At 64.0% G+C, this 24,818-nt stretch carries 18 protein-coding genes; 13 read left to right on the plus strand and 5 right to left on the minus strand.

Annotated elements, in window-relative coordinates:
* Positions 1-241: 241 nt before the first annotated feature.
* Both ACTHNR_RS02715 and ACTHNR_RS02720 read left to right on the plus strand, forming a co-directional pair.
* A complete protein-coding gene (locus ACTHNR_RS02715; RefSeq protein ID WP_440545930.1) occupies positions 242-1,438 on the plus strand; it encodes an NnrS family protein in 1,197 nt (398 codons plus the stop codon).
* Between the two features lie 159 nt (positions 1,439-1,597).
* Complete coding sequence (locus ACTHNR_RS02720; protein ID WP_440545911.1) at positions 1,598-2,941, plus strand: nicotinate phosphoribosyltransferase; 1,344 nt, start codon at positions 1,598-1,600, stop codon at positions 2,939-2,941.
* 4 nt (positions 2,942-2,945) lie between these two features.
* Here the strand turns inward: ACTHNR_RS02720 and ACTHNR_RS02725 are convergent, their stop codons facing one another.
* From ACTHNR_RS02725 to ACTHNR_RS02740, 4 genes are all read right to left on the minus strand, one after another.
* On the minus strand, positions 2,946-4,382 hold the full coding sequence (locus tag ACTHNR_RS02725) for an aspartate aminotransferase family protein (RefSeq protein ID WP_440545912.1): 1,437 nt from the start codon (positions 4,380-4,382) through the stop codon (positions 2,946-2,948).
* A 33-nt stretch (positions 4,383-4,415) separates the two neighbouring features.
* A complete protein-coding gene (locus ACTHNR_RS02730) occupies positions 4,416-5,750 on the minus strand; it encodes a glutamine synthetase family protein (RefSeq protein WP_440545913.1) in 1,335 nt (444 codons plus the stop codon).
* A gap of 57 nt (positions 5,751-5,807) precedes the next feature.
* Positions 5,808-6,584, minus strand: coding sequence for a gamma-glutamyl-gamma-aminobutyrate hydrolase family protein (locus ACTHNR_RS02735; protein ID WP_440545914.1), 777 nt, complete (start codon positions 6,582-6,584; stop codon positions 5,808-5,810).
* A 142-nt stretch (positions 6,585-6,726) separates the two neighbouring features.
* Positions 6,727-6,933, minus strand: coding sequence for a hypothetical protein (locus ACTHNR_RS02740; protein ID WP_440545915.1), 207 nt, complete (start codon positions 6,931-6,933; stop codon positions 6,727-6,729).
* A gap of 292 nt (positions 6,934-7,225) precedes the next feature.
* On the opposite strand from ACTHNR_RS02740, the gene ACTHNR_RS02745 reads away from it, so the two are divergent.
* A complete protein-coding gene (locus ACTHNR_RS02745) occupies positions 7,226-8,719 on the plus strand; it encodes an aldehyde dehydrogenase (RefSeq protein ID WP_440545916.1) in 1,494 nt (497 codons plus the stop codon).
* A gap of 14 nt (positions 8,720-8,733) precedes the next feature.
* The gene (gene speB / locus ACTHNR_RS02750) at positions 8,734-9,702 is read left to right on the plus strand and encodes an agmatinase (protein ID WP_440545917.1); all 969 of its coding nucleotides are present in this window, start codon (positions 8,734-8,736) and stop codon (positions 9,700-9,702) included.
* On the opposite strand, the gene ACTHNR_RS02755 is transcribed toward speB, so the two are convergent.
* Positions 9,699-11,141 carry an MFS transporter gene (locus ACTHNR_RS02755; protein WP_440545918.1) on the minus strand — a complete coding sequence of 481 codons (1,443 nt, stop codon included), beginning with the start codon at positions 11,139-11,141 and terminating at the stop codon, positions 9,699-9,701. The genes speB and ACTHNR_RS02755 overlap by 4 nt on opposite strands.
* Positions 11,142-11,297: 156 nt before the next feature.
* Here ACTHNR_RS02755 and ACTHNR_RS02760 point away from each other — a divergent pair, with 156 nt between their 5' ends.
* The 9 genes from ACTHNR_RS02760 to narI all read left to right on the plus strand — a co-directional run bounded on the left by ACTHNR_RS02760 (position 11,298) and on the right by narI (position 24,782).
* A complete protein-coding gene (locus ACTHNR_RS02760; protein WP_440545919.1) occupies positions 11,298-12,170 on the plus strand; it encodes a LysR family transcriptional regulator in 873 nt (290 codons plus the stop codon).
* A gap of 211 nt (positions 12,171-12,381) precedes the next feature.
* A complete protein-coding gene (locus tag ACTHNR_RS02765) occupies positions 12,382-14,568 on the plus strand; it encodes a prolyl oligopeptidase family serine peptidase (protein WP_440545920.1) in 2,187 nt (728 codons plus the stop codon).
* Positions 14,569-14,853: 285 nt separating this feature from the next.
* Positions 14,854-15,408 carry a YceI family protein gene (locus ACTHNR_RS02770; protein WP_440545931.1) on the plus strand — a complete coding sequence of 185 codons (555 nt, stop codon included), beginning with the start codon at positions 14,854-14,856 and terminating at the stop codon, positions 15,406-15,408.
* Positions 15,409-15,524: 116 nt separating this feature from the next.
* On the plus strand, positions 15,525-16,127 hold the full coding sequence (locus tag ACTHNR_RS02775) for a DJ-1/PfpI family protein (RefSeq protein ID WP_440545921.1): 603 nt from the start codon (positions 15,525-15,527) through the stop codon (positions 16,125-16,127).
* A gap of 440 nt (positions 16,128-16,567) precedes the next feature.
* Positions 16,568-17,977, plus strand: coding sequence for a NarK family nitrate/nitrite MFS transporter (locus ACTHNR_RS02780; RefSeq protein ID WP_440545922.1), 1,410 nt, complete (start codon positions 16,568-16,570; stop codon positions 17,975-17,977).
* Positions 17,978-17,990: 13 nt separating this feature from the next.
* Positions 17,991-21,797: a nitrate reductase subunit alpha gene (locus tag ACTHNR_RS02785; protein ID WP_440545924.1), complete on the plus strand. Its 3,807-nt coding sequence runs from the start codon at positions 17,991-17,993 to the stop codon at positions 21,795-21,797.
* Positions 21,794-23,320, plus strand: a complete 1,527-nt coding sequence (gene narH, locus ACTHNR_RS02790; protein WP_440545925.1) for a nitrate reductase subunit beta — start codon at positions 21,794-21,796, stop codon at positions 23,318-23,320. The genes ACTHNR_RS02785 and narH overlap by 4 nt, the downstream gene beginning before the upstream one ends.
* The gene (gene narJ / locus ACTHNR_RS02795; protein WP_440545932.1) at positions 23,320-24,057 is read left to right on the plus strand and encodes a nitrate reductase molybdenum cofactor assembly chaperone; all 738 of its coding nucleotides are present in this window, start codon (positions 23,320-23,322) and stop codon (positions 24,055-24,057) included. The genes narH and narJ overlap by 1 nt, the downstream gene beginning before the upstream one ends.
* On the plus strand, positions 24,054-24,782 hold the full coding sequence (gene narI / locus ACTHNR_RS02800; RefSeq protein ID WP_440545926.1) for a respiratory nitrate reductase subunit gamma: 729 nt from the start codon (positions 24,054-24,056) through the stop codon (positions 24,780-24,782). Before narJ ends, narI begins: the two co-directional genes overlap by 4 nt.
* Positions 24,783-24,818 lie beyond the last annotated feature (36 nt).

Here is a 24,818-nt window from a genome sequence, read left to right on the forward strand (position 1 = left end):
GCTACCAAGATAGGTCGCTGAAGACGTTGGCCGGCGCGCAAATTGTCGCAGGGCCGGTCGAGGGCGCACCGGCGCGCTATGCTGACGACGGTTGTATCACTGCGTGATGTATCTGCCGTGCAAGCAAGCAAGCGAGCGATGCGACGGGCGGCGGGGCGGTTAGCGCATTTGGCCCAAGGAAACGAAGGCCTACTATGAAAACCTTGAGCGGCGAAAAGTCGCTGGGGGACCAAGCATGATGATGAAAATCAACGAGCCGCTCGGGCGCGGCGCATCGCAAGCCGCGGGGTGGCCCGTTCTGCGCCTGGGATTCCGTCCGTTCTACCTTGGCGGAGCGCTATTCGGCCTCGTCGCCGTTGCGCTCTGGCTGTCGGCGTTGCGAGGCCATGGCTCCGCCGGGCACGCCGTGCGGATGTCGGGCGTCGTTTGGCACGTGCACGAAATGCTGTTCGGATTCGTCGCGGCGATCGTCGTCGGCTTCTTGCTGACGGCCGTGCGCGCATGGACTTCGCGTCCGACGCCGACCGGCGCGGCGCTCGGCGGGCTCTGGTTGTTATGGGCCGCGGGGCGGGTGCTCGTCTGGACCGGTCCTTCGCTCGCGGCGGCGGTGGTCGACGTGGCGTTCCTGCCGATCGTCGCGGTGGTTCTGCTGCGGGTGCTGATCGCCGCCAAGAATCGTCACAATATTTTCTTGCCCGTGGCGCTTGCGCTGTTCGGGCTGCTGAACGCGCTGTTTCATTGGTACGCCTGGGAGGGCCGTTTCGATCTCGCGCTGCGCGTGGCATATGCCACGACCGGGCTCGTCATGATGTTCATTTCGGTGATCACGGGACGCGTGGTGCCGATGTTCACGACGAACGCGATTCCGGGGTTTGCCGTCAGGCGCTGGAAGTTCGTCGACGCGTGGGCGGCGCCCGCACCGCTGATCGCGCTGGGGGCCGACGCCCTGGGCGCGCCGGGGATCGTCGTGGCCGCGTGCGCCGCGGCGACCGCCGCCATTCACGCGGTGCGCATCGTGGGATGGCGGTCCTGGCGGGTCGGGCCGCGCCCCATTCTTTGGGTGCTACATGCGGCGTGCGCGTGGATTCCCGTGGGGTTCGCGCTGCTGGCCGGCGCCGCGCTCGGCGTGCTGTCGCACTCGTTGGCCATCCACGCGCTGACCGTCGGTGCAATGGGCGGGGCGATCATCGCCATGATCACACGCACCGCGCTTGGTCACACCGGGCGGATGCTGATTGCGGGACGGTTCGAGATCGCGAGCTACTGGCTCATGATCGTAGCCGCGCTCGCACGCGTGTTCGGCCCGCTCGTGTTTCCGGCTATGAGCGCCGTATGGATCGACATCGCAGGCGGCGCGTGGTGCGCGGCGCTCGTGGTTTACGTGATCCGCTATGCGCCTTATTTGAGCATGCCTCGGATAGACGGCAAGCCCGGTTGACGACGCGAGCCGAGATGAGCGCGGGCGTCCATTGTTCTGAAGGTTGTCCGCGCCGCCGTGACGGCATTGCGGAAAAACGTTCGCCACCGCGCGGAGCCGGGCGTGCTTGATGGAGCATGATGGGGTTGCGGCATGACGCCATCGGGCGAGGAGTGCACCATGAAGCTAGCGCTCGGCAGCGTGCTGCTGACCGATCTTTACGAGCTGACGATGCTGCAGGCGTATTTCGACGCCGGCATGAATGAGACCGCATCGTTCGAGTTGTTCGTGCGCGGCTTGCCGAAGGAGCGCAATTTTTTGATGGCAGCTGGGCTCGAGCAGGTGCTCGAGTATCTCGAGCAGCTTCGCTTCACGCCCGACGAATTGTCGTCGCTATCGAAAACGGGGCGATTTTCGACGCCGTTCATTCGCTCGCTCGAGCATTTGCGCTTTACAGGCGATGTCGACGCGATGCGCGAGGGGACCATCTTCTTTCCCGACGAGCCGATCATCCGCGTCACCGCGCCGATGCGCGAGGCGCAGTTGATCGAAAGCCGACTGATGAACCTCGCGCACTACGAGACGGTGGTCGCGAGCAAAGCGGCGCGCTGCGTGCTCGCCGCGCCCGATAAGCTGCTCGTCGATTTCGGACTGCGGCGTGCGCACGGCGCCGAGGCCGCTTGGCTCTCGGCGCGCGCCTCGTTCTTGGCGGGCTTTAGCGGCACGGCGACACTTGCCGCCGGGCTCGCCTTCGGTATCCCCATCTATGGAACGATGGCCCATTCCTACGTGCTGGCGCACGATGACGAAGCTCATGCGTTCGAGCAATTTGCGCGCTCGCAGCCCGAGAATGCGACCCTGCTGATCGATACCTACGATACGGAAGAAGCGGCGCGCAAGATCGTTGCGCTTGCGCCGCGGCTCGCCAAGGACGGCATCTCCCTGCGCGGCGTGCGGCTCGACAGCGGCGATCTCGGCGAGCATGCGCGGCGTGTGCGCGGCATTCTCGATGCGGGCGGCTTGAGGGATGTAACGATCTTCGCGAGCGGCAATCTCGATGAGCACCGGTTGCGTCAACTATTCGACGACCAAGCACCGATCGACGGCTTCGGCGTCGGCACGCGGATGAACACTTCGGCCGATGCTCCATACCTTGACTGCGCCTACAAGCTCGTCGAATATGCGGACGAGCCGCGGCGCAAGCGCTCGGAAGGCAAGGCGAGCTGGCCCGGACGCAAGGCGGTCTATCGGCTCACCGGGCCGAACGGCGTGATGGCCGGCGATTGGGTGACGCTGGCACGAGAGAAGCGCGACGGCGAGCCGCTGCTGGAGGCCGTCATGCGCGGCGGCAAGCGCTGCGGCGAACCGGTGACGCTGCAAGCGGCGCGCGAACATGCGCGGCGGGCGCTGCGAGCGTTGCCGAGCGCGCAGCGCACCCTCGACGTCGACGAGCCGTATCCGGTGGCGATATCGGACGGCCTGCGCGAGCTGGCGCGACGGCTCGACGAAGGGCGCAAGGGTTAGCGCCTTAGGCCGCGAGTTGCCGTGCCGTGGCGTCGAATGCTCGCTTCGCCTTTTCGACGATCTCGTCGATTTGATCGCGGGCAATCACGAGGGGCGGCGAGAGCAGCATGCGATCGCCCGAAGCCCGCATGACGAGGTTGCCGTTGAAGCAGAAATCGCGGCACATCGCGCCCACCTCGCCGCCATTGACGAATCGCGTTCGCGTGCGCGGCGCCTGCGCGAGCTGCACGCCCGCGACGAGGCCGGCGCCCGATACTTCGCCGACGATCGGATGGCCCTCGAACGCCTCCCGCAAGCAGGCTTGAAAGTACGGGCCGGTTTCCTCCTTCACGCGCGTGACGATCTGCTCGTCGCGCAGCAGTTCCAGGTTCGCGACCGCCACCGCCGCCGCGACCGGATGTCCCGAATACGTGAGCCCATGATTGAACTCGCCGTTCTCGATGATCGCGCGGGCGATGCGATCGTGCAGCGCGACGGCGCCCATCGGGACATAGCCGCTCGTGAGGCCCTTGGCGAGCGTCAGCAGATCGGGTTCGAAGCCGAAATGTTGATGCGCGAACCATTCGCCCGTGCGTCCGAATCCCCCGATCACCTCGTCGGCCACAAGCAAGATGTCGTACTTGCGGCAGATGCGCTCGATCTCCGGCCAGTAGGTGGAAGGCGGGAAAATGACACCCCCGGCGCCTTGGAACGGCTCGCCGATGAACGCAGCGACATTGTCGGCGCCGAGCTCGAGGATCTTTTCTTCGAGTTGCCGGGCGCGAGCTAGGCCGAACGCTTCCGGCGTCATATCGGCGGGCGCTTCCGCGAAGAAGTAGGGTTGATCGATGTGCACGACGTGCTCGAGCTTCGAGGGCATCTGCTCATGCATGTACGCCATTCCGCCGAGCGTCGCGGCTGCGATCGTCGATCCATGATAGCCGTTCTCGCGCGCGACGATGTAGCGCTTCGAAGGCTTGCCTTGCGTCGCCCAGTATCGATAGACGATGCGCAGCACGGTGTCGTTGCCCTCCGATCCGCTGTTGCAGTAGAAGAAGTGATTGAACGGCGCCGGCGTGAGTTCGGCGAGCAGCGCCGACAGCGCGATGACCGGAGGATGAGTCGTCTTGAAGAACGTGTTGTAGTAGGGCAGCGCGCGCAGTTGGCGATAGGCGGCATCGGCCAGCTCCTTGCGGCCGTAGCCGACGTTGACGCACCACAGGCCCGCCATGCCGTCGATGATGCGGTTGCCGTCGGAGTCCCAAAGGTAGACGCCTTCGGCCTTGACGATGACGCGGCTGCCGGCGCGATTGAGCGCCCCCATGTCGGAAAACGGATGAAGGTGATGCGCCGCGTCGAGCGCGCGATAGTCGTTCGTGCTGGGCGAGGGCAGTTCCGCGTTCGTTTTCGCGGCCTGCGCGTGCGCGCGCTCGTGCGCGGGTGATTCGAGTTCGTGGCTCATAGTCGCTCCGTTCGATGCGTTGCGATGTGCATATCAGACGTGCAGCAGCAAGTGTTTTCGTTCCCACGAGCTGATCACTCGAAAGAACGCGTCGTATTCGGTTTCCTTCAGCGTAAGAAACGCCTTCACGAACGACTCGCCGAGAATCGACGCGAGCGGCTCGGACGCTGCCATCAAGGTCAGGCCCTCTTCGAGATTGCGCGGCAATTGATAGGGCATGCGATAGCCGTCGTCCGACAAGGGTTCGGTCGGGGCGAGGCGCTGGGTCAAGCCGAGATACCCCGCGGCGAGCGTGCCGGCGATCGCGAGATAAGGATTGCAGTCGACGCCGGGGATGCGGTTTTCGATCCGCCGCGAAGCGGGCGACGAGTGGGGAATGCGAAAGCCGACGGTGCGATTGTCGTAGCCCCATTGCACGTTGATCGGCGCGGCCATGAAGCGAGACAGGCGCCGATACGAATTGATGTACGGCGCGAAAATCGGCATCAGCGCCGGCGTGTACTTCTGCAGGCCGCCCAGGTAATGGTGGAACATGTCGGTGGGCTCGCCCTCGCGCCCCGTGAAAAGATTGCGGCCGGTTTCGACGTCGACGAGGCTCTGATGCACGTGCATGGCCGAGCCCGGTTCGCCCTCCATCGGCTTGGCCATGAACGTCGCGTACATATGATGGCGCAGCGCGGCCTCGCGCACCGTGCGTTTGAATAGGAACACGCGGTCTGCTAGATCGAGCGGATCGCCGTGCAGGAAATTGATCTCCATTTGCGCGGCGCCCACTTCATGGATCAACGTGTCGACTTCGAGCTTTTGTATCTCGCAGTATTCGTAGATGTCTTCGAACAGCGGATCGAATTCGTTGACGGCCTCGATCGAGTAAGCTTGCCGGCCCGTTTCGGGGCGGCCGGTGCGGCCGATGGGCGGGCGCAGCGGCAGGTCCGGGTCCTTGTTCATTTCGACGAGATAGAACTCGAGTTCGGGCGCCACGACGGGTTTCCATCCCTTCGCGGCATAGAGTTCGAGCACGCGCCGCAGAACGCGGCGCGGCGAAATCGCGACCGGGGTGCCGTCGAAATGGACGCAATCGTGGATCACCTGCGCCGTGGGGTCGACGGCCCACGGAATGATGCGGATCGTCGAAGGGTCGGGCACGCAGACCATATCGGGATCGGTGACGCCCGTCAGGCTGCCGTCGTCCGGATACTCGCCCGTGACGGTTTGGATCATCACCGCTTGCGGCAGGCGCATCGATTCGCCCGACTCGAACTTGCTGCGCGGGATGATCTTGCCGCGCGCGATGCCGGACATGTCGGGGATGATCGCCTCGATTTCGGTGATGTGGTGTTGTCGGAGAAATTCGTCGATTTCGTGCATGGCTGTTCTCGATTCGTTGTGTTGCGTGCGCGTGGCCCGAAGGAGACGGCGCGCATTTCAAATGCCGGCGTGGGACGTGGATCGCTCGCGCGAGCGCGCTCGGCACGCCATGCCGAACGCGCGAAAGATGGCGCTCGACAGCGGATCGGCGTCGTGCCGCCATTCGGGATGCCACTGGACGCCGAGCGCGAACGCGCGCGCGTCGCGCACGCGCGCCGCTTCCACCAGACCGTCAGGGGCGAGCGCTTCGACGACGAGGCTCGGTGCAAGCTCGGCTACGCCTTGCATATGAAGGGAATTCACCCAAGCTTCTCCGCGCCCGTTCATCAGCGCCCGCAGCATGCCGCCTTCGGCGAGCTGCACAGGGTGGGCGGGGCCGTACTGCACGTCGAGCGAGGCGCTCTGGTCTTCGCGATGATCGTTGCGGCCTTCGACTTCGTGCACGCGTTGATGCAGCGTGCCGCCGAAGACGACGTTCATCTCCTGAAAGCCACGGCAAATCGCGAGGACGGGAACGCCGGCGTCGATGGCCGCGCGCATGAGCGGCAGCGTCGTGGCGTCGCGTGCGCGATCGTGCAGCGTGCCGGGGCTGCTCGGGGCGCCGCCGTAATGATGGGGCTCGACGTTCGACAGGCTGCCCGTGAAAACGAGCCCGTCCAGGGCTTCGACGAGTTCGGCGCTCGATTGTCTAGGGCCGAGAGCCGGCACGACGAACGCTAACGCATCGGCGCCCTCGACGACTGCGCCAATGTACTTGTCGACAACGACGTGCGCGCGATGTGGGCCGCTTTCAGCACTGTCGGCCGTGATGCCGACGATAGGTTTGATTAGCATAACTAACTAATAGGTTTTATTTCGCCTGTCTGGCGCGAAAAATGCGCACGCGGCATGTTCGACGGGCGTGACGAATCGCGCGCCTGATCGGCACGACGAAACGCACAAGCCCCGAATGAAGTACGGCTCGAGGGAAGAGGCGCTACGGCAGCAGAGAGGACGCCTCGTCGGTGCGTACGGCGATGTAGGCGCGTGCCGCGGTGACGTTGTGGCGCCGAATGGAACGGCGGGAAAGGATCGTGAAGACGGACAGGACTCGGCGGAACGCAAGCTGGCCGGTGCTGCCGTCGGCGATGGCGCAGGCGGCGCGAAGGCGATTCGCGCGCTGACTGCGGTTCCATCTAACCAAAGGGCCTCGGACTCTCACGATGACACTCGAATGGGTGTTGAGGGTATACGACGTATTAGTGAGCATATACGAGCCAGGCTTATCGTCAATTCATTTTTCGAAATGCTTCGTAACCGGCAATCGATCGTTGCGCGTATTTGCGCGATGCAACACCGGCAAGTTCGGTGGCGTGTGCGGCGATTGGAGGGACTTCCGCGGTGCTTATTGGCCGCCGTGTGGCTAGAATGGCCGCGACTGCGTTGATTCTCGATTTTTCAGAGCACATCGATGCTCGCATGACGACGAGGCATAAATGAACGACATGACATTGACGGATTGGCAGGCCAAGGCCGCGGCGCTCTCCATCGAAGGCCGCGCGTTTGTCGATGGCGTATATCGAGATGCAAGCGGTAGCCGGACATTCGATTGCAAGAGCCCGATCGACGGCCGGGTACTTGCGCGGGTCGCCGATTGCGGTGAGGCCGAGGTGGATTTCGCCGTCGAAGCCGCGCGTCGCGCGTTCGACGAGCGCACCTGGTGCGGGCTCGATCCGCGTCGGCGCAAAGCAATTTTATTGAGATGGGCCGCATCGATCCGCGCACATCTCGACGAACTCGCATTGCTCGAAACGCTCGACGCCGGCAAGCCGATCGGCGATACGACGACGGTCGATGTGCCGGGCGCCGCGTATTGCGTCGAATGGTTCGCCGAAGCCATCGACAAGATCGGCGGCGAAGTGGCGCCGGCCGATCAACACTTGGTCGGGCTCGTCACGCGCGAGCCCATCGGCGTGGTCGCGGCCGTCGTGCCGTGGAATTTCCCGATCTTGATGGCGGCTTGGAAATTCGCACCGGCGCTCGCGGTCGGCAACAGCGTCGTGCTCAAGCCCTCGGAAAAGTCGCCGTTGACGGCGATCCGCATTGCCCAGCTGGCCCATGAGGCGGGCATTCCGGCCGGTGTCTTCAACGTGCTTCCGGGCGGCGGCGAAGCCGGCAAGCTGCTCGCGCTGCATCGCGACGTCGATTGCATCGCGTTCACGGGCTCCACCAAGGTCGGTAAGCTCATCATGCAGTACGCGGGCCAATCGAATTTAAAGCGCGTCTGGCTCGAGCTGGGCGGCAAGTCGCCGAACATCGTGCTGGCCGATTGCCCCGATCTCGATCGGGCCGCGAAGGCAGCCGCCGGCGCTATCTTCTACAACATGGGAGAGATGTGCACGGCGGGCTCGCGCTTGCTCGTCGCACGCGGCATCAAGGAGGCGTTTCTCGATAAGCTCGTTCGCGCGGCGGCCGGCTACCGGCCCGGCAATCCGCTCGACCCGCGTACGTCGATGGGCGCCATCATCGATCGAGCGCAGTTCGATCGGGTGCTGTCGTATATCGAGGATGGGCGCAAGGAGGCCTCCTTGCTGCTCGGCGGCGAAGCGGCGAGCGTCGTGAGCGGCGGCTTGTACGTCGAACCGACGATCTTCGACGAGGTGCGTCATGATGCCGGGATCGCGCGCGAAGAGATTTTCGGTCCGGTGCTGTCGGTCATTGCTTTCGACACGGTCGACGAAGCAGTCCGGATTGCCAACGATACCGAATACGGTTTGGCGGCAGCCGTCTGGACGTCCGATTTGACGACGGCGCACGAAGTTTCGCGCCGCCTGAGGGCCGGCACCGTTTGGGTGAACTGCTACGATGAGGGCGGCGACATGAATTTCCCGTTTGGCGGCTACCGCCAGTCGGGTAATGGACGCGACAAGTCGCTGCATGCCCTCGAGAAATACACCGAGCTGAAGTCCACGCTTTTACGACTACGTTAGTTTGCTATCCCTTCATGAATGAACCGCTTTACGGCGATGGGGCGGTGCGCCGCACATCGCTTTATGGATCGTCGACCGAAAACACCTATGCGGGGGCGCTCTCGTTCATGCGTCGGCGCTACTCGCGCGAGCTCGACGGGGTCGATGTGGCGGTCTCGGGCGTGCCGCTCGATCTCGCCACGACCTTTCGCTCCGGCGCACGGCTCGGGCCCGCCGCCGTCCGCGCCGCAAGCGTGCAGCTGGCCGAGCTCAAACCGTATCCCTGGGGCTTCGATCCGTTCGACGATCTGGCCGTGATCGATTACGGCGATTGCTGGTTCGATGCGCACAACCCGTTGACGATCAAGCCGGCCATCGTCGAGCACGCGCGCACGATCTTGCGCAGCGAGGCGAAGATGCTCACGCTCGGTGGGGACCATTTCATCACCTACCCGCTGTTGATGGCCCATGCGGAAAAATACGGCGCACCGCTTTCGCTGATTCATTTCGATGCGCATTGCGATACCTGGCCCGACGATCAGCCCGATAGCCTCAATCACGGCACGATGTTCTACAAGGCGGTCAAGGACGGGCTGATCGATCCGACCACGTCGGTTCAGATCGGCATTCGCACCTGGAACGACGACTTCATGGGCATGCATGTGCTCGATGCGGCGTGGATTCATGAGCACGGCGCCCGTGCAGCCGTCGAACGGATTGGCTCGATCGTCGGCGCGCGGCGCGCGTACGCGACGTTCGATATCGACTGTCTCGATCCCGCGTTCGCCCCCGGCACCGGCACGCCCGTCGCGGGCGGGCTCACGTCGGCGCAAGCGTTGGCCATCGTGCGGGGGCTCGGCCATGTCGATATCGTGGGCGCGGATGTCGTCGAGGTCGCGCCCGCCTACGATCACGCCGACATCACCGCCATCGCAGCGGCGCACGTGGCGTGCGATCTGCTGTGTCTATGGCGGCAGCGCAAAGCCGGTGCGCCGCAACGCTAGCGCGATGCGATGGCTGCGCGACGCGCTTCGTGCTTCGTCTCGCGGCTCGATCGAGCCGCAAGGATGGCCGCCCCGGCGTAGGTGACGCCCGCGAGTACGCCCACGGCGGTCAATGCGCTCGACAGGTGCGCGGCGAGCATCGTCGCGGCTCCGGCCAGCGCAACGCCGAGCAGGCTGCCTGCTTGGCGCAACGCATTCAGCAAGCCCGAGGCGACGCCCGCGGACTCCCCAGGCACTTGTTCGAGGATAGCCGCGATCATCGGCGGCACCGACAAGGCGGTGCCGCCGCCGAACACAGCCATCGCCGCGACGACGAGCCCCCAAGGCACATTGCATTGAAGCAGCGCGGTCGTTGCCGGGCCCGCGATCGTCGCCGCGGCGAGCCCGATGGTCATCATGCGCGAGGCGCTCATGCGGCCTTGCAGCTTGCCGGCCAAAACGTTGCCGAGCGATAGGCTGGCCGCCATCGGCAACATCGCGAGCCCCGTATGCCGCGCATCGAGGCCGCGCACGCCGTGCAGATAGAGGCTCAGCAGGAACAGCAAGGCGAAGTAGCCGACGTACACGAGCGTACCGCTCGCGTTCATCGCGACGAATCGCGCGTTGCCGAACCACGCGAGCGGGACCATTGGGTCTACGGCGCGGCGCTCGACGGCGATCAGCGTCAGCGCTGCGATGACGGCCACTACGATCGCAATGAGCACTTCGTTTGCGCCGATGCCCCGCGTGGGCAGCTCGATCGCCGCGAAGCACAGCGCGGCGAGTGCTATGGCGCTCGCGATCTGACCGCCCCAATCGAAGCCGCGCGCGCGGGCGGGAGCGCTTGGGCGCACGACAGCCCACGCACCGGCCAGTGCGATGAGACCCGTCGGCACGTTGACGAGGAACGCGCTGCGCCAGCCGAATCCATCGACGAGCAGGCCGCCCGCGACCGGACCGATCGCGGCCGCGATCGAAGCGATGCCAGCCCACGCCGCGATGGCCTTGGCCCGCTCGCCGGGATCGTCGAACGTCGCCCGTACGATGGCGAGCGAGGCGGGCAGGAACAATGCGGCCCCCATGCCCTGCGCGAAGCGCGCGGTTACGAGCGCGCCGACCGACGGGGCCAGTCCGCATGCGGCCGAGGCGAGCACGAAAAGCGCGAGGCCGGCGAGATAAACCGCTTTCGCGCCGAAGCGATCCGATGCGACGCCGCCGGCCAGAATGAGCGCGGCGAAGCTGAGCGTATAGGCATCGACGATCCAGGCAAGCCCCGCCACCGAGGCGCCGAGATGGGCATGCATAGCGGGCAAGGCAACGTTGACGATCGTCGTATCGAGGACCGCCATGAACATCCCGCTGGCCACGAGCGCGAGCGTGAGTCGCTTGCGTGCGGCGGCCTGGCGAGGGGCCGTGATGGATGGCTCGGGCGTGAGTGGTTCGGCTGCGCAATCGTTCATCGAAACTCCGGTTTGGGCAATATGGCGTAACACTGAATGCCCGGAAGTCTATAAACTGAAGGCGCTGCGATAAAGCAGCGATTATGCAGGGCTTCGATGCAAAAATGCATCACGACGATTGACGTGCGACATTCACGCGAACATTCGTAGGCGCTAATGACGAACTGGGACAACGCCCGTTTTTTTCTTGCCGTGGCGCGCACGGGCACGTTGCGAGGCGCCGCGGCGCGGCTCGGCGTCGATCAGGCGACCGTGGGCCGGCGCATCGCCTCGCTCGAGGAGGTGCTTGCGGCACGCCTGTTTCTGCGTACGCCGACGATGTACGTGCTGACGCCGGCCGGCGAAGCGCTGATTTCGCCGGCCGAGGCGATGGAGCAGGCCGTTCACCAAATCGAGCGGCGCATCGTCGGCATGGACGATCAGCTGTGCGGCACGATTCGCGTGGCGAGCACCGATTCGCTCGGCAAGCGCTTCGTCGTGCCCGCGATCGCGAAGCTGCGCACGGCGCATCCGGGTATCGACGTCGTCTGCGTGACGTCGCCCGGAATCGCCAATCTGACCCGGCGCGAGGCCGACATCGCCATTCGGACGTTGCGGCCGGAATCGCCCGAACTCATCGTACGTCGACTCGCGCAGCTCGAATCGGGCATCTATGCTTCGCGCGCATACCTTGCGGCCCGCGGCGAGCCGCGCGAGGGGAGTGCCTTCGAGGGGCACGATCTCGTGATGTATCAGCAGCCGGTCGTGCCGTCGATGTGGGACGCGTTGTGCGGCGAGCCGACGCATCGCGGCCACGTGTCGTTCCAAACCTCGTCGACGATGATGCTGTTCGAAGCGGCCCTCTGCGGGCTCGGCGTCACGGAACTGCCGTGTTTTCGCGCCGACGAAGAGCGCGAACTCGTGCGCGTGATGCCGAACCGGTCCGATCGCTTCGACGTATGGCTCGTCGCGCACGCCGACTTGTACAAGACTGCCCGAATCCAAGCATTCATCGACATCGTCGCGCGCGAATTCGACCCGGCGCCATGACCGGCCCGGTCACCGCGGCCGCATCGTCCCAATGCCGCACTGCCTTGCGCGGTCATGACTCGTGCCTTCCGCCATCCTTGCGTCGCGCCTTCCGCCGTTCCAACGGATCGGACGCGACAGCGTTCCCCTCGTCATTCGAACAAGTTCTCTACTATCGCCGGTGCACGTCGCGCGTTAATCTTGCGCGTCGTTACTTGGAGCGAATAGAAAAATGAAACGAAATAAGTCTCTTCTAGCCGTAACGCTTCTGTCTTGCCTGCTGGCCTCGAATGCAGCCTGGTCCGCCGATCGTCCTCCCGTTGCCCCCGTGCGTCCCGTGACCGACACTTACTACGGTACGCCCGTCGTCGACGGCTACCGCTACATGGAGAACCTCAAGGATCCGCAGGTCCAAGCCTGGATGAAAGCCCAGGACGACTACACGCGCCGTCAGCTGTCCGCGATTCCCGCGCGCGATGCACTCGCCAAACGCGTTGAAACACTGATGGGCGGAGACCTGCGTCGCACCGATTTCATGCGGCGTGGCCATCGGCTCTTCTATCAGACGGCCGCGGCCGGCGAAAATCTATTCAAGCTCGCGTATCGCGATGGCGTGGACGGACAGGAGCATGTGCTGGTCGACCCGGCAAAGCTATCGACCGACAGCACACGACATTTCGCGCTCGACTGGTATGCCCCGTCTTGGGACGGCCGTTACGTGGCCTACGGAATATCGGAGGGTGGTTCCGAAAAGAGCGTGCTGCATGTGGTCGACGTGCAGACGGGTGAACAGTTGGCCGAATCCATCGATAGAACGAGCGCGTGCGTCGTCTCCTGGCGCGACGACAATCGCTCGTTTTTCTATCTGCGCTATCCGAAGGTCGGCCCCGACACGCCGCCCGCCCAGAGCGAGTACAACGCGGTCACGCACCTGCACGTGCTCGGTCGGCACGCCGATGGCGAGGGCGACGAGGCGGTGTTCGGCCGCGGCGTTTCGGCCAAGCTCGACGTGCCCGAAGGGCAGGGGACGTACGTGCTGATGACCCCCGGCTCGCCTTATGCGATTGCGGTGGCGAACCACAACATGGACAACAATCCGAACACGTTTTATGTGGTGCGCGCGGCCGACATTCACGGTGCGGATACGCCCTGGCGCAAGGTTGCGAGCCCATCGGACGGTGTGGTGGATATTCAGCTGCATGGCGATCGCCTCTATGCGCTGACAGGCAAAGACGCCTCGCGCTTCAAGCTCGTGTCGATGCCGGCGGCGCATCCGGACCTCGCGCAAGCGGACGAAGTCGTACCGGAAGGGGCCAACGTCATCGACACGTTTGTCACGGCCAGCGACGGGATCTACTTGGCCGAGCGCGCGGGCGCAACGTTCGAGCTGCACCGCACGGGGTTCGACGGCAAGGACGATCGTTCGATCGCGCTGCCGTTCGAAGGCGCCATCCGCGACTTGCAGCCTGATGCGAAACTGCCGGGCGTGATGTTCGAATTGCGCGGCTGGATCAAGGCGCCGCGTGAAATCGCCTATGCGCCGGGGGCCGCGGCGGCCGCGGATACCGGGTTGATTCCGCCGTCCAAAACCGAATCCGACGCATTGCAAACGCAGGAGACGTTCGCGACGAGTTACGACGGAACGCGCGTCCCGGTGTCGATCATCTCGATGAAGGGGATCAAGCGCGACGGCTCGCATCCGACGATCGTCTATGGGTACGGCAGCTACGGCCTATCGCTCGACCCGGCCTATCAACCGGCTTGGCGGGCATGGTTCGAACAAGGCGGCGTCATGACGGTCGTGCATATGCGCGGCGGCGGGGAGTACGGCGACGCTTGGCACCGAGCGGGCCAAAAACAATGGAAGATCAATACGATGTTCGACTTCCTCGCCGGGGCGCATTACATGATCGATCAGGGCTACACGCAACGTCGTTTGCTCGTGGCCAATGGCCGCAGCGCGGGCGGCATCGTCATGGGCGGTGCGTTGACGATCGATCCGGGGCTATTTCGCGTCGTGCTCGACGATGTGGGGGTGTCCGACACGCTGCGCTTCGAAACTGAGCCGAACGGCCCGCCGAACGTGCCGGAGATGGGTTCGACGAGCACCGAGGCGGGCTTTCATGGGCTCTATGCGATGAGCGCCTACGCCCACATCCATGACGGCACGCCGTACCCGGCCGTCATGTTCACGACCGGTGCGAACGACCCGCGCGTGTCGCCCTGGCACATGCTGAAAATGACGGCCCGCGTGCAGGCCGCCAGCTCGAGCGGGCATCCGGTGCTGCTGCGCGTCGATTACGATGCGGGGCACGGCATCGGCTCGAGCGTGAAGCAAACGGCCGATCGCTACGCCGACGAATGGGCGTTTGCGCTGTGGCAGGTGGGGGCGCGGGGCTTTCAGCCGACGGCCAAGTAAACGTCGGTAAAGCGCGCCGCATCGCCGAGCGCGGCGCGCTTCGCGCGCGCTGGAATAACCGCGTGTGGCCGTACGTTTTTCGCTGGAGGGGCAACGCACTGCCCTCGAGGGGTTATGCGCTTGCACTTCGACTATGGCCGATTCACGACGAACTGCCGCATCCGCGGCGAGCGCGGAGCGCGCGGACGCCGCAAACGAGCGCGCACCCGATGCATGACCGCGCTTGCGGCGGCGCTCGTTGTCGCGTTCTCTACGGAAGGCCTCGCGAATGCGCAGTCGCCACAAATGGTTCAGGCAGCGCCGGCGGCGGGTGCGCCGGCCGCATACGGTCTGCGCCCGGAAACGTCCTCGGTAAGATTCACCATCGCAAGCCCGCGCGGGTGGCGTTGGCGAATGCGGTTTGTTCGCATGAATGGCCGGTTGGAGCGAGGGCGCGACACGCGCGAGTTCGGCCGCGTCTCGGTCGATATCGATGCGCGGAGCGTCGAGTCGAATACGCCTTTCGCCGCAGCATTCGTGAAAAGTTCCGCCGTGCTCGACACGGCGCGCTATCCCTCGATTCGTTTCGTGAGTACGGGTTACATACCCACGGGCGAGGGCAAGGGGAGGTTGTTAGGTCTACTGACGATTCGGGCGGTGACGCAGCCTATCGAGCTCGATGTGACATTCGACGATTCGATCGTGCGCTCGGGCGCGCAGGATCGGCTCGCCTTTAGGGCAAGCGGCAATTTCAGCCGAGGGGCGTTCGGCCTGGCGAAGTGGGCGAGCTCGATCGACGACGATATCCCACTGCAGATCGAGGGTGAATTCGCACGCGTGAGCCCGCCCTCGCTCGATTGACCGCCGGACGATCGACATCCCGCAGGCATATCAAGCGGATTTTCTCGATTGAATTGAGTCGCGCGCGTAACATAGCGGGCATCTTCCCCTGGCCGGGCCTGCGGCCCGCACATTTCATGCACATCGCCATTTTGACGTTCGACGGATTCAATGAACTCGACTCGCTTGTCGCATTGGGTATTCTCAATCGGATCAAAAAGCCCGACTGGCGGGTTTCCTTGTGTTGCCCCCAAGCCGAAGTGACGTCGATGAACGGGGTGACCGTGCGCGCGCAGTCCTTGCTCGACGAAGCCCGCGACGCCGATGCGGTCATTGTCGGCAGCGGCGTCAAGACGCGCGAGGTGGTGGCCGACGCGGCCATGTTGGGGCGACTCGCGCTGGACCCGGCGCGTCAGTTGATTGCGGCGCAGTGTTCCGGCGCGCTGATCTTGGCGAAGCTCGGCCTGCTGACGGGCATTCCGGCCTGTACGGATCTGACGACGAAACCCTGGGTGCTGGAAGCCGGCGTGGAAGTGCTCAACCAGCCGTTCTATGCGAACGGCAATATCGCGACCGCCGGCGGCTGCATGGCGTCGCCTTATCTCGCCGCTTGGATCATCGCGCGCACCGAGGGCATCGAGGCTGCCACGTCGGCGCTGCACTACGTTGCGCCCGTCGGCGAAAAAGAGTCCTACGTGCAAAACGCGCTTTCGCGCCTCTCGCCTTACTTGGCGGCATAAAGCCGCGGCGCGGCGTAGCATCGCCTGCGACCGGTTGGCGGCGGACGCAGCGCCTCCCACACAAACCGTCGAGGCCCTGACCCGGCGCGTCCCGAGCTTCCCGCATTCGGTCGACTTCGAGGCTTCGGTTCGACGTCGACCGACCTTGCCCGACGTTGACCCTCTTCGATCGACAGCCATACGTGTCGATCGATATCGATCCATCCATTCATTCTTCCGCCCTTCGCCCGCCGCGCATTGACCTGCGTCAAGGGCGCGCATTCGCGTGCGCCATGCGCGTGAGGTACATCACCGCCGGAAATATCACTCCTTGATGTACTTGATCCGCGTCAATTCGAGCCCTGCGCAGACCGGTTAGTTTGTTCATGGTCGGCAACGCGCATCTTCGCGACGTACCGCGTGCGATGCCGACGTCACCACGAACCGACAGGGGAACCGACATGACCACCCGTTCGCTGACGCAGCGAAGCGGCCATACGCTGGAAGTCTGGACGCCGGAAGACAAGGCATTTTGGGAGCGCGAGGGCGAAGCGGTCGCCAAGCTCAATCTGTGGATTTCAGTGCCCGCATTGTTCCTCGCCTTTGCGATCTGGCAAGTGTGGAGCGTGGTGGCCGTGAGCCTGCCCGCGCTCGGCTTCAAATACACGACCGACCAACTCTTTTGGCTCGCCGCGGCGCCCGCGTTGAGCGGCGCTACGTTGCGGATCTTCTACTCGTTCATGGTGCCGCTCGTGGGCGGCCGTCGCTGGACGGCGATTTCGACCGCTTCGTTGCTCCTGCCTGCCCTCGGCATCGGCTTCGCCGTTCAGGACAATACGACGCCTTACGGCACGATGCTCGCACTCGCGCTGCTGTGCGGCTTCGGCGGCGGCAACTTCAGTTCGAGCATGGCCAACATCAGCTTCTTCTTTCCGAAAGAGCGCAAGGGCTCAGCGCTGGGCGTCAACGCGGGGCTCGGCAATCTCGGCGTATCAGTCGTCCAGTTTTTGAGCCCGCTCGTCGTGACGGCCGGCGTCCTCGGCATCTTCGGCGGCGCGCCGCAAACGATGGTCAAGGCGGGGCACGCCTCGCAGGTGTGGATGCAGAACGCAGCGTTCATCTGGGTGCCATGGATCGCCGTGGCCTCGCTCGCGGCCTGGTTCGGCATGAACGACATCGCGCAGGCGAAAGCGTCTTTCGCGGCGCAGGCAGCTATCTTTCGGCGCAAGCACAACTGGCTGATGTGCCTGCTTTACCTGGGCACCTTCGGTTCGTTCATCGGCTATGCGGCCGGGTTTCCGCTGCTGATCAAGAACGAATTCCCCAGCATCAATCCGCTCGCGTATGCCTGGCTCGGGCCGCTGATCGGCGCCGTCGTGCGTCCGTTCGGCGGGTGGCTGGCCGATAAGCTCGGCGGCGCGCGCGTCACGCTCTGGAACTTCGTCGTCATGGCGTTGGCCGTGGGCGGCGTGCTGCTCTTCCTTCCCTCGGGCCCGTCGGGTGGGAGCTTCGGCGGCTTTTTCGTGAGCTTCCTCGTGCTCTTCTTCACGACCGGCATCGGTAACGGCTCCACGTTCCGCATGATCCCGGTGATCTTCCTCGCACTGAATTTAGAGGGCGTCGATGCGCTCGACCGCGAGGCCGTGGACCGCGCGACGAAGCAGGGCAATACGGAGGCCGCGGCGACCCTCGGCTTTACCGCGGCGATGGCGGCATACGGCGGCTTCTTCATTCCGAAGAGCTACGGCAGTTCGATCGCGCTCACGGGCGGCCCCGAGACCGCCTTGTATGTCTTCATCGCTTTTTATCTGATTTGTATCGCGGTGACGTGGTGGCACTACGCGCGCCGTCGAGCACCGATGCCTTGCTGATTTCGGAGCATCCATGAGTCATTTTCTCAATCGACTGATTCACTTCGCGCTGCCGTCCGAGCGCTTTTCGGAAGGGCACGGCGTCACCACGGGCGAAGACCGCAAGTGGGAGGATGCCTACCGCAACCGCTGGTCGCACGACAAGATCGTGCGCAGCACGCACGGCGTCAACTGCACGGGGTCATGCTCGTGGAAGATCTACGTGAAGGGCGGCATCGTCACGTGGGAAACGCAACAGACCGATTACCCGCGCACGCGTTGGGACATGCCGAACCACGAGCCTCGCGGCTGCGCACGCGGCGCGTCATATTCGTGGTACCTGTACAGCGCGAACCGCGTCAAATACCCGATGGTGCGCGCTCGCCTGCTCGAGCGCTGGCGGGCGGCGCTGGCGGTTCATGCCGATCCCGTCGACGCATGGGCGTCGATCGTCGAGAACGACGAGGCGCGGCGCGATTATCAGCAAGTGCGCGGCATGGGCGGTTTCGTGCGCAGCTCGTGGGAAGAGGTCAACCGGCTCGTCGCCGCGGCAAACGTCTATACGATCAAACGCCACGGGCCGGACCGGATCATCGGTTTTTCGCCGATCCCGGCCATGAGCATGGTGAGCTATGCGGCAGGCAGCCGGTACCTGAGCTTGATCGGCGGCGTTTGCATGAGCTTCTACGATTGGTATTGCGATCTGCCGCCCGCGAGCCCGCAGGTGTGGGGCGAACAGACCGACGTGCCCGAATCGGCGGATTGGTACAACTCGACGTTCATCATCGCGTGGGGCAGCAACGTTCCGCAAACGCGGACGCCCGATGCGCACTTCTTCACCGAAGTACGCTACAAGGGCGCCAAGACGGTGGCGATCACCCCAGACTACAGCGAAGTAGCCAAGTTGGCCGATCTCTGGCTGCACCCGAAGCAGGGAACGGATGCCGCGTTGGCGATGGCGATGGGCCATGTCGTCTTGACGGAGTTTTTCTTCCGCAAGCGCAGCGCGTACTTCGACGACTACGTTCGGCGTTACACCGACATGCCGATGCTCGTCATGCTCAAACGGCACACGCTGCCTGACGGGCGTACGACGCTCGTGCCCGATCGCTATCTGCGGGCCAGCGATTTCGAAGGCCAGCTCGAACAGACGAACAACCCTGAATGGAAGACAGTCGCGTTCGACCGCACCGGGCGTGTCGTGCTGCCGAACGGGTCGATCGGTTTTCGCTGGGGCGCCGAAGGACGGGACGACGTTGGCAAGTGGAATTTGGAAGAACGGGACGCGCAAAGCGGCCAACATGCCAGCCTTAAGCTCTCGGTACTCGAAGACACGCCGCAGCCGCACGAGATCGTCGATGTTGCGTTCCCCTACTTCGGGGGCGAGCATAACCCGCACTTTCCGTCCAACGAGCAAAGCGGGCGGATCAGCATGGCGCGCGTGCCCGCCGTGCGGGTGGGCTTGGCCAATCCCAACGAAGACGGCGCGCACGAAGCCTTCGTCGCCACGGTGTTCGACTTGCAAGCCGCGCAGTACGGCGTGGACCGCGGCCTCGGCAGCGGCGCCGCAAGCTACGACGACGATGCCGCTTACACGCCCGCTTGGGCCGAATCGATCACGGGCGTGTCGCGGTCGCAAATCGTCGCGCTCGCTCGGCAGTTCGCCGAAAACGCCGACAAGACGCACGGCAAGTCGATGGTCATCATCGGCGCGGCGATGAACCACTGGTATCACGCCGATATGAACTACCGCGGCGTCATCAATCTCTTGATGATGTGCGGCTGTATCGGCCGCAGCGGCGGCGGCTGGGCGCACTATGTCGGACAAGAAAAGCTTCGCCCCCAAACAGGATGGACGGCGCTTGCGTTCGCACTCGACTGGGCGCGTCCGCCGCGTCAAATGAACAGCACGAGCTTCTTCTACGCGCACACCGACCAATGGCGCTATGAAAAGCTGACCCCGGACGAGATCGTCTCTCCTCTTGCCGATGCATCCCGCTTCGGTGCGAGCATGATCGACTACAACGTGCGCGCCGAACGGATGGGATGGCTGCCGAGCGCACCGCAACTCAAGACGAATCCGCTTCACCTCGCCGACATGGCGGCCGCGGCGGGCAAGGACGTGCGGGCGTTCGTCGCTCAAGGCCTCACCGACGGCAGCTTGCAAATGAGCTGCGAGGACCCCGACGCGCCCGAGAACTGGCCGCGCAACATGTTCGTTTGGCGTTCGAACCTGTTGGGTTCGTCGGGAAAGGGGCACGAGTACTTCTGCAAGCACTTGCTGGGAACGAGCAACGGCGTGCAGGGCAAGGATCTCGGGCCGAGCGATGCCAAGCCGCAAGAAGTCGACTGGCACGATCAAGCACCCGAAGGCAAGCTCGATTTGCTCGTCACGCTCGATTTCCGGATGAGCACCACGTGCCTATACTCCGACATCGTTCTGCCGACGGCTAGCTGGTACGAGAAGAACGACCTCAACACGAGCGATATGCATCCGTTCATCCATCCGCTTTCCGCGGCTGTGGACCCGGTATGGCAGTCTCGCTCCGACTGGGAGATCTACAAGGGGTTCGCCAAGGCGTTCAGCGAAGTGTGCGGCACTCACTTGGGCGAGGAGAAAGACGTCGTCATGACGCCGCTCATGCACGACACCCCGGCCGAACTTGCGCAGCCGTTCGACGTTCGGGAATGGCATAAGGGCGAGTGCTCGCTGGTGCCGGGCAAGACGGCGCCGCAAGTGTCCGTTGTCGAGCGCGACTATCCGAATCTCTATAAGCGCTTTACCGCGCTAGGCCCTTTGATGACCCAGGTGGGCAACGGCGGCAAGGGGATCGCCTGGCAGACTCAAGCCGAGGTCAAACAGTTGGGCGAACTAAACGGTGTGACGCAGGATGCGGGCGTCACGCAGGGCATGCCGCGTATCGTCAGCGATATCGACGCCTGCGAAGTTATCCTGCAGCTTGCGCCCGAAACGAACGGTCATGTGGCCGTCAAGGCATGGGAGGCGCTGTCCAAGGCAACGGGCCGGGACCACGCGCACCTGGCCCTGCCGCGCGAGGACGAAAAGATTCGCTACCGCGATGTTCAGGCGCAGCCGCGCAAGATCATCAGCTCGCCCACGTGGAGCGGGATCGAAAGCGAGACGGTCAGCTACAACGCGGGTTATACCAACGTGTATGAGCTGATTCCATGGCGCACGCTGACGGGGCGTCAGCAGTTCTATCAGGACCATCCGTGGATGATCGCGTTCGGCGAAGGCTTTTCCAGCTATCGGCCGCCGGTCGATCTCAAGGCGACGGATCTGATGAACGGCGTGAAGCCGAACGGAAACCCCGAGATCGTGCTGAACTTCATCACGCCGCACCAGAAGTGGGGCATCCACAGCACCTACAGCGACAACTTGTTGATGCTGACGCTCAATCGCGGCGGTCCCGTGGTGTGGCTCAGCGAAGACGACGCACGCAGCGCCGGCATCGAGGACAACGACTGGATCGAGCTGTTCAACGTCAACGGCGCCATCGCGGCGAGGGCGGTCGTCAGCCAACGCGTCAAGAACGGCATGGTGCTGATGTATCACGCGCAGGAGAAGATCATCAACACCCCGGGCTCCGAGATAACGGGCGTGCGCGGCGGAATTCACAACTCGGTCACGCGCATCGTGCTGAAGCCGACGCATATGATCGGCGGCTACGCGCAACTGAGCTACGGCTTCAACTATTACGGAACGATAGGCACGAACCGCGATGAATTCGTGGTCGTGCGCAAGATGCGGCGCGTCGATTGGCTCGACGAGCCCGCTGCTGCGCAGAGCGCGGCGCAAACGCAAGGAGTCGAACAATGAAAGTGCGCGCCCAAATCGGCATGGTGCTGAACCTCGATAAGTGCATCGGGTGCCACACCTGCAGCGTGACATGCAAGAACGTCTGGACCAACCGGCCTGGCGTCGAGTATGCCTGGTTCAATAACGTCGAGACGAAGCCCGGCGTCGGCTATCCGAAGCAGTGGGAAAACCAGGAAAAGTGGAACGGCGGCTGGGTGCGCAAGAAGGACGGTTCGATCGAACCGCGCCAGGGCGGCAAACTCAAGGTGCTCTCGCGCATTTTCGCTAACCCGAACCTGCCGCAGATCGACGACTACTACGAGCCTTATACGTTCGACTACGAGCATCTGCAAAGCGCGCCCGAGATGAAGGCCGCGCCGACGGCCAAGCCGCGCAGCCTGATCACCGGCCAGCCGATGGAGAAAATCAAGGGCGGGCCGAATTGGGAAGAAATCCTCGGCGGAGAGTTCTCCAAGCGCAGTCAGGACGCGAACTTCGAGGCCATTCAAAAGGACATCTACGGACAGTTCGAAAACACGTTCATGATGTATCTGCCACGCTTGTGCGAGCACTGCCTGAATCCGGCTTGCGTCGCATCGTGCCCCTCGGGTTCGATCTACAAGCGCGAGGAAGACGGCATCGTCCTGATCGATCAGGACAAGTGCCGCGGCTGGCGCATGTGCGTGAGCGGTTGCCCGTACAAGAAGATCTATTACAACTGGAAGACGGGGAAGGCCGAGAAGTGCATCTTCTGCTATCCGCGCATCGAAGCCGGGCAGCCAACCGTGTGCTCCGAGACGTGCGTTGGGCGCATTCGCTATCTCGGCGTATTGCTCTATGACGCCGATCGCATCGAAGCGGCCGCGAGCGTCGAAAACGAAAAGGACTTGTACAAGGCGCAGCTCGATGTCTTCCTCGATCCGCACGATCCAACGGTAATCGAGGCGGCGCGCCGCGACGGCGTGCCCGAAAACTGGCTCGAAGCGGCGCGCAATAGTCCCGTCTATCGCATGGCTGTCGAGTGGCAAGTGGCTTTGCCGCTGCACCCCGAGTACCGCACGATGCCGATGGTTTGGTACGTGCCGCCGCTTTCGCCTATCACGGGCGCCGCGCAAGCGGGCCACATCGGCGCGAATGGCGCGATCCCAGATGTGAGTCAATTGCGGATACCGGTGAAGTATCTCGCCAACTTGCTGACAGCGGGCGACGAGGGGCCTGTAGTGCGTGCGCTCGAACGGATGTTGGCGATGCGCGCCTATCAGCGCGCAAAGCACGTGGACGGCGTGACCGACGATGCCGTGTTGCGTCAGGTCGGATTGAGCGTTGAGACGATGGAACATATGTACCGCGTCATGGCGATCGCGAATTACGAAGACCGATTCGTCATTCCCACGTCGCACCGCGAATACGCGGAGAACGCGTTCGACATGCGCGGCGGCTGCGGCTTTAGCTTCGGAAACGGCTGCAATCACGGCGACGACGAGCCGAGCCTGTTTGGCGGCGAAGGCAAGCGCACGATCCCGATCAAGGTGGAGAACCGATGATGGCTCGATACGACGAAAACGAACGCGACGTCGCGTTCTCGTTGACGCTACGCGCGCTGGCGTACTTGTTGCATTATCCGGAGGCCGAATGGCGGACGCATCTCGACGACGTGTGGGCGGCGCTGCGCGGGGCGCGAGCGATCGGGCCGGCGCGTCTGCTGCAAATCGAGGCCCTGGTTGAAACGATCGCATGCGCGCACGGTCTCGATGCCGAAGCTGCCTACGTGGAACTCTTCGATCGTGGCCGCGGCACGGCGCTGCACTTGTTCGAGCATGTGCACGGCGATTCCCGCGAGCGCGGCCCGGCGATGCTCGATTTGATCGGCACATACGAACAAGCGGGACTTGCGCTTCGCGACGGCGAACTGCCCGATCACCTGACGGTCCTGCTCGAATATGCGTCGACGCAGCCGCGCGAAGCGGCAGTTTCATTGCTCTGCGAAGTCGCGCATATCTTGCAGCGTATCCATGGCGCGCTCGACAAGCGCGGCAGCGCGTATGCGGCGGTTATCGCGGCCTTGCTCGATCTCGCCGGCGCGAGCGTCGCCGCCGATGCGCAGCCGGTCGAGCCGGAACTGGACCTCGATGAAGCGTGGCAAGAGCCGGCGGCGTTCGACGGTTGCGGCAACCTCGGGCAGCAAGGGGCGGGGCAGCCGCAGCCGGTCCGCGTCGTGCGCCGCGCGCAAGCTACCGATTCACACGCAGCGCAGGGCGCCGCGCAAGGAGTACGGGCATGAGCACCTCCCTCGATACCTTCTTCTTTTCCGTCTATCCGTACATCTGCCTCACGGTCTTCCTGCTGGGCAGCCTGGCAAGATTCGAACGCGCGCAATACACGTGGAAAAGCGATTCGTCTCAGCTGCTGCGCCGGGCGCAATTGCGCTGGGGCAGCAACTTGTTCCACATCGGCGTGCTGTTCTTGCTGTTCGGGCACACGGTGGGGCTGCTGACGCCGCATGCCCTCTATTCGATGTTCATCACGCCGTCTCAGAAGCAGATGCTCGCGATTGTCTCGGGCGGGACGGCCGGGACGCTCTGTTTCATCGGATTGACGATGCTGCTTCATCGCCGCATTTTCGATCCCCGCATCCGCAAGACGAGCCGTCCGACGGATCTCGCGATCTTGATCGTGCTATGGATTCAGCTGTGTCTAGGGTTGCTGACGCTGCCGTTTTCGTATGCCCAGCGCGCGGATGCACACGAGATGCTGGTGCTGGCCGATTGGGCGCAGCGGATCGTGACGCTGCGGCCCGATGCGGGCGCGATGACATCGGTGCTCTGGCCCTTCAAGTTGCACTTGATCCTTGGCATGACCGTCTTTTTGCTGTTCCCGTTCACGCGCCTCGTGCATATTTGGAGCGGCTTCGGTACGCTGGCTTATGCGCTGCGTCCGTATCAGCTCGTGCGCTCACGCCGTTTAGGGTCTGTGGCGCGGCGAAACGGGGCGGGCAGGGGCTTGTGACGCGCCCGGCGCACGCAGGCAGCTGTGGCGCGGCGC

This window comes from Trinickia sp., assembly GCF_051954495.1.
Classification (GTDB): domain Bacteria; phylum Pseudomonadota; class Gammaproteobacteria; order Burkholderiales; family Burkholderiaceae; genus Trinickia.